Origin of the sequence: Anaerobacillus alkalilacustris, assembly GCF_001866005.1 — a bacterium.
GTDB classification, from domain to species: Bacteria; Bacillota; Bacilli; order Bacillales; family Anaerobacillaceae; genus Anaerobacillus; species Anaerobacillus alkalilacustris.
In genome coordinates, this window is sequence record NZ_MLQR01000023.1 from 1 (window position 1) to 5,690 (window position 5,690).

General features: G+C 30.6%; 6 protein-coding genes. 1 reads left to right on the forward strand and 5 read right to left on the reverse strand.

The window, feature by feature from the left end; all coding sequences use genetic code 11:
• The first annotated feature begins 344 nt into the window (after positions 1-344).
• Complete coding sequence (locus BKP37_RS09105) at positions 345-971, forward strand: hypothetical protein (protein WP_071309302.1); 627 nt, start codon at positions 345-347, stop codon at positions 969-971.
• 753 nt (positions 972-1,724) lie between these two features.
• On the opposite strand, the gene BKP37_RS20065 is transcribed toward BKP37_RS09105, so the two are convergent.
• The 5 genes from BKP37_RS20065 to BKP37_RS09125 form a co-directional block, all read right to left on the reverse strand.
• Positions 1,725-1,868 carry a hypothetical protein gene (locus BKP37_RS20065; protein ID WP_169823117.1) on the reverse strand — a complete coding sequence of 48 codons (144 nt, stop codon included), beginning with the start codon at positions 1,866-1,868 and terminating at the stop codon, positions 1,725-1,727.
• A gap of 330 nt (positions 1,869-2,198) precedes the next feature.
• Positions 2,199-2,411 carry a hypothetical protein gene (locus BKP37_RS09110; protein WP_071309303.1) on the reverse strand — a complete coding sequence of 71 codons (213 nt, stop codon included), beginning with the start codon at positions 2,409-2,411 and terminating at the stop codon, positions 2,199-2,201.
• 228 nt (positions 2,412-2,639) lie between these two features.
• A complete protein-coding gene (locus BKP37_RS09115; protein ID WP_071309304.1) occupies positions 2,640-3,002 on the reverse strand; it encodes a hypothetical protein in 363 nt (120 codons plus the stop codon).
• A gap of 124 nt (positions 3,003-3,126) precedes the next feature.
• Positions 3,127-3,747 carry an ATP-binding cassette domain-containing protein gene (locus tag BKP37_RS09120; RefSeq protein WP_071309305.1) on the reverse strand — a complete coding sequence of 207 codons (621 nt, stop codon included), beginning with the start codon at positions 3,745-3,747 and terminating at the stop codon, positions 3,127-3,129.
• Between the two features lie 29 nt (positions 3,748-3,776).
• A complete protein-coding gene (locus tag BKP37_RS09125; protein WP_071309306.1) occupies positions 3,777-4,448 on the reverse strand; it encodes a hypothetical protein in 672 nt (223 codons plus the stop codon).
• Positions 4,449-5,690 lie beyond the last annotated feature (1,242 nt).

A 5,690-nucleotide genomic window follows, 5' to 3' on the forward strand; every position in this document is an offset into this window, starting at 1 on the left:
CCACATCCACAATGTGGACACGGGAACTTAGCTCCGCGTTTGAAGTCTAAAAAGACATGAAATTGATCTGAACTTTTTACTAATTTGTAATCTTCAATATACCAAGGATCTTGAATATCTAGTGCCTCTTGAAAAAGACGGTATTCTTTATCGAAATCTTGCATTCTTATACACTCCTGACCATTTTATTAGACTTTTTATCTAGTATGGACAGGTCTTAAAATCTATAAACAAATATTATTTAGCGAGGAAGCCAAAATATTTATAATATTCTTATACTTCAAAAGTCTTATATGATACAATTCTCAAAGTAAATAAAAATGATAAGATTTAGGAGATGTTATATGAATAATCTACTTTTTCAAGAAACTACCTCTTGGATGTTGATTGGGACATTCGGTGCATTATTATTATTCTATGAAGCTTACAGAATTTATAAGCAAAACGGAGTTATTACTGAAACTAAGCTATTCTATCATACAATGACTTTTGTTTCGTTTTTTCAATTATTCGTAATTGTGAATTTTGATATAAATCCAATGATTTCATTTACGATCTTATTTAGTTTTTTTATTATCATCATACTTATTAGAGTTTTTAAAGGGAATAAAACGATTGTCATTTATGAAGCACGTTCGGAAATCATTTTTCCTATTTTAAAAACAAAGCTTAGAGATATGGGCTTTTCATTTGAGGAAAAAGACGGCTTTCATGATGAAGAAGCTATTTATTCTATAACTGAAGAGGCAACAAAAATTAGCATTGATGGCGGGATCTTAGGTGATGAAACGAAAGACTATCGGATTTCCTTCAAAAGTGAAGGGAGATCCTATCGTATTGAAGAGCTACAGCTAAGTTTAATTGAAGCATATCAGGCACAAAACAGAGATAAAATCTTTTGGAAACAAATATTAACAAATTGCGGACTGGGTGTTGGCATCATTGTTGTATTAGGTTTCTTTTTATATTAACATCCAATTAAAGCACACCAGAAAAGCTCAAGCGCCTTGGTCACGAGCAGCTGCTCCTGTGCCACTCCGTTTGCTCAAGAGCAAAGCCGCTTCGAAGTAATCCAAGTAGCAGCTTCACTGGGGCGACCTTTGACGGAAGCCGCTCTCTAGACGTTTACAACCATCTACACACTAATAAAAATGAAGTGTTAAGAGAAGTGATTGAGGTGGGACGCAGAAGAAGACCAGCGAAGTTTAAGGCTTACAATAAAGCTGAACTTCAATCAGTGGGGGTTTTCCTTCATCCCCCACTGATTGTTAGTTCAACTTATACCACGGGCATAAGAATAACTAATCATCTGCTTTCGCCGATGAAAGTTATTCTATATCGGACCTTTATACGCCTTTAGTATTTTTTCAAGGAATAATGTCGTACCAATAAGAAGCATACAATAATAAGGATACTAATCAGGAAAACTCCAAAGCCGCCCAAAAAATCTTCTGGTATAAATTCCAAGGCTGAAATAATGATAATAACGGGAATAACAGTCAACAGAAGGCCAAGTATCGTTGATCTAATTTGCTCTTTCACTGTTTCTTCAGTGCCGCGAATTTTTTGAGTAATTTTAATAAGAAGCAATTGATTTATTTTTGACGATCATTAAACATTAACCGCCAAATCGAGGTAGAAAAAGCTAATGCAGTATAAAAAAATTTAAAACAGAAAAGCATCTTCTCCATCAATTTCAGCCTTTTTACACTTTTCTAAGTCCTTTACTTATTAGTGATATTACCGATATATTCCCCAACACCAAAGCCTAAATAATAGGAAAGTACCCATATCCAAATGGTAACAGCAATTGCTACAAGTGCTGAATTATTTTCGATTAGTTCCTTAAATTCGTTGGATATTCTCATTAGACACCCACCCTTCCTTTTCATAAAATTTAACGTTTTTCAGTATCGTATACTAGGAAATGCTCAAAACGGGTTCTTAATTTTATATAACCAATTTTATGATAAAGAATAAACTCTATTATAATTGCCTTCTCTCTATAATTAATAATCTTATGGTAACAATAAGCCTTAATTTATAAACTAGAAAATTGAGAAAGCTAGTTGCGTAACCAGCTTATTGCCTTAATATTATAAAAAACCATCTAATTAAAAAAGAAAATACGAGCATTATTGCTATAAATATTAATGTAGGTAACCACTTGTTATTCGATTTATTCGTACTTGTAATCTTCAAGTATTCATTTGCCATAAACATGCCATTTCTTCTGGATCACCTAATTCGATTAGGGGATCCTCATTTTTAACTCTAGATTCTCTAATTTGTTCATATATATTGTTCCGAGCATCGTTTATTATCTTTTCTTTTACTCCATTCATAATAAGTTTATCTAATACAACTTCTAAAAACTGATTTTCCTTTTTTGTTAATTTAATCTCATTCATTAAAACCCTCCCTCGTTTTATTCCTCTAAGGCATTTTTTTTAGACATTTATATTTATCTTGCTGAACTTTAAACCAGTCTTTAACTTCACTATCTAAAACACTAACCCAGGGTTGCTTTTTGTCTTCATATACATGGCATTATCAATAAGTTAAGTGTTTGGCACCAAGATGCACTATCTGGTACCAGTTGATAAGAATCGCGCTCTCCACTGAAACTGCTTTTTTACTTATACTTTTGACTCCATATCCGACTTCCCTTTTTTCATTAACACTTCCTCCACATCAATAAAGCACGTACTATAAAAAAAGATTGTCATAAACGGATACGTAATAATCTCAGGAAAGCTATAAATATATCCGTTTATCACGTAATAAAAAAGAATTGCTAGACTAACAGCCAAAAGTTCTAACATATTATTTTTCGTGAATTTCCGATAGAAAAAGTCAATAAAATAAAACGGGTTAATACGTAATCCACTAAAAGCTCGAACAGCCACAAGAATATACAAGATGCCGACTAAATAATACTGTTTAATCTCCAATACTAGAAAGCTAACAATGTATAGTAATGTATAAATTAAAATTAGCATTATAATTCGATAACCCCTAACAGATAGATTAATCCAGCAAAATAAATGATACATATAATTTTTTGATAGAATTTTAACCGTTCAAATTTGTCATACATGTAATCAAACCCTTCCTTTTAAAATTTCATTCGTTCAAGCTAATATCCTGTACTTTTCCAGCGCTTAACGTTATTATTTCATCAAATAAATGAAAGTCTTCTTTAGATAATCCGTGAGCCGCAATAATAATTAATTTCCCTTTTTCTTTAAGGTGCTTTAAAATATTTTTTACAACTTCGTAATTCTCATCATCTAATGCGTTAAATGGTTCATCCAATAATAAGACATCTGGATCTTCCATAATCGCTTGACATAGTCCTAAACGTTGCTTCATTCCGAGTGAGAAGGTCTTAACTTTATCGTTTCGGTGATCATATAAGTTTAGAAGCTTTAAGGCATCATAAATTTCTTGTTCGGTAATTCGTTTTTTAATAGAAGCCAAATATTTCAAGTTATATAATGCCGTTTCATTTTCTAAAAAAGATGGATTTTCAATGATAATTCCATATGTATATTCCTTTATTTCTCTCACAACTTTTCCAGTAGTCGGTTTTATTAAGTCGCATAATAATCGAAGTAACATTGTTTTTCCACTACCGTTGTGTTCTTTTAACAAGTACGAATTTCCTTCTATAAACTCTATAGATATGTTGTCCAAAACTGTTTTACCCTTTATTTCTTTTGTTATCTTATTTAACTTAATCATATTTATCTCCTTTTTAAATCGTTATCAAATTAAGCTATTAAATCGTATTTTTTTATTTTGTTGTACGTTATTAAAAAAATAAAAGAAATGATCACTATTTTACCTACACTCAATAAACATATATGTTCCTTATATTGGGAAGACGCTATGACAAAGATCGATAATAGAACACTATTATGTGAAAATATTTGAAAAAGCATATATGAACATATCGTTATAAAGAAAGATGTCGATCTTTTTACTCTAAACATAATCAATAACACTAAAATACCAGCCCACAAAATAAATGTTGTTAAATATGAAAATGAGATAAAAACAATTTCAATTGAGTAAGTATAGTAGTCTGATAGAGTATAAAGAACAACATCTGTTACTACTTTGATTAGTGCTATTAAACTAACTGTCTTTATTATTTCAATAGTTAATTGTTTTAGAAAAATGAACTTAGAAGCCCTAGTAATAATGTACTCAGCATATACAAATAAGTTGGTGATTTTTGTTATTAAATTAACCATAATAATTGAAGCGAGTCCAAGATTTAATGTGAGCAAAGATATTGCAACTCTTCCTCTTTCTTCATTGTAGGTTGTCATTAAGCTTTCTATCCCAATAAAACTCGAAGCGTTATCAGTGATCGTTATCGAAGCAATATTTAACATTAGAAACAACGTAAATAAAGTAAATTTTGTCTTAAGTTTCATCAATAAAATCCTTGTAATTACTTACTAGATATATAGTAAAAACTAATAACAAAACACTAATTGCAATGAATACGATATATACGTTGTAGAAAAAGATAGGGTCTTTTAAAACATTTAAATATTTCAAACTAGAATATATGCTTAAAATTATAAAATTAAATACTATGTTTAAGAGGAGAGACATCACTTGCTTACCTGTAAACATATAAATTGCAATATAGAAAAAGTAAATAGATAAACTAAAAAGAAACACCCTTAAATAGGAAAAAATAATTTCTCCTGTAAGTTCACCCATTTTTTTAATAGATTTGTCACATGAGTTTTGACGGTTTTAATGGTGACTGATAGTGATATAGCAATTTCAGTTTACTGAAACGAGTTCGCTAGTTTCTCTCTAATTGTTTTAGTCGGCAAAACTTTTTCGAATACAACTTGCCACATGGACGCATAGGAGATTTATTAAAATAGCATGTGAATTTTCTTCCTAAAAAAACTTTGTCTTAATTTAGTAAATTATCAATTCCTAACTCTTACCAATTATCCTACTATATCTTGGTAAAAAAGTACCCGCCAAAATGTGGCGGTGTTCCGCCATTTTTGGCGGGAATATTACTTTTAAAATTCAGCTACCCTCAATTTCACGCTTAATATTTTAAAATTTAATCCAACTTTTAACTGACAACACCTTACACTTCCCTCCAATTTTTGTCGCTCTCGCCGTCACACAATGTCGGTTTAAATCCACGTTTATAATGCTATAATTTTTTATAGGGTAGTTACTTAACTTATAGAGTGGATACTTATTTTTTTTAATGTTTAAAGAAATGAACAAAAATGGTTTATCGGAAATCAGTGAAGGAGGTTTTGCGGCGAATTTACTTTGGTCTATAGGGGGATATGTTGGTGGTAAAGTTCTTGATAGGTACTTTACTTGGTATGGAACCTAATTTTTAAAATTAATACTTACAAACATCCATATCGAAATTTATAGAATTAAACTCACTAGTGTTGCACTAATTTTGTTTTACTATTAAAAACATTCGAAATCTTCAATAAATTATTTTATGCAAAGAAAAAGTCCTTTATAATGGATAAGTCAGGTGGTAACCCGTCCAAATCCACTAATAAAGGACACATCTCATGGACAAGATTACACGAAAAACTTCATTTGGACAATGGTTTTCACCAATAAATCTTGAATTATTTGAAGAACAGGTGAAAACACTGAAATTAGATTTTTAT

Excerpts from the sequence above, each read along its gene's own strand:
- BKP37_RS09105 (WP_071309302.1), top strand. The coding sequence starts at position 345 with ATGAATAATCTACTTTTTCAAGAAACTACCTCTTGGATGTTGATTGGG.
- BKP37_RS20065 (WP_169823117.1), bottom strand. The coding sequence starts at position 1,868 with ATGAGAATATCCAACGAATTTAAGGAACTAATCGAAAATAATTCAGCA.
- BKP37_RS09110 (WP_071309303.1), bottom strand. The coding sequence starts at position 2,411 with ATGAATGAGATTAAATTAACAAAAAAGGAAAATCAGTTTTTAGAAGTT.
- BKP37_RS09115 (WP_071309304.1), bottom strand. The coding sequence starts at position 3,002 with ATGCTAATTTTAATTTATACATTACTATACATTGTTAGCTTTCTAGTA.
- BKP37_RS09120 (WP_071309305.1), bottom strand. The coding sequence starts at position 3,747 with ATGATTAAGTTAAATAAGATAACAAAAGAAATAAAGGGTAAAACAGTT.
- BKP37_RS09125 (WP_071309306.1), bottom strand. The coding sequence starts at position 4,448 with ATGAAACTTAAGACAAAATTTACTTTATTTACGTTGTTTCTAATGTTA.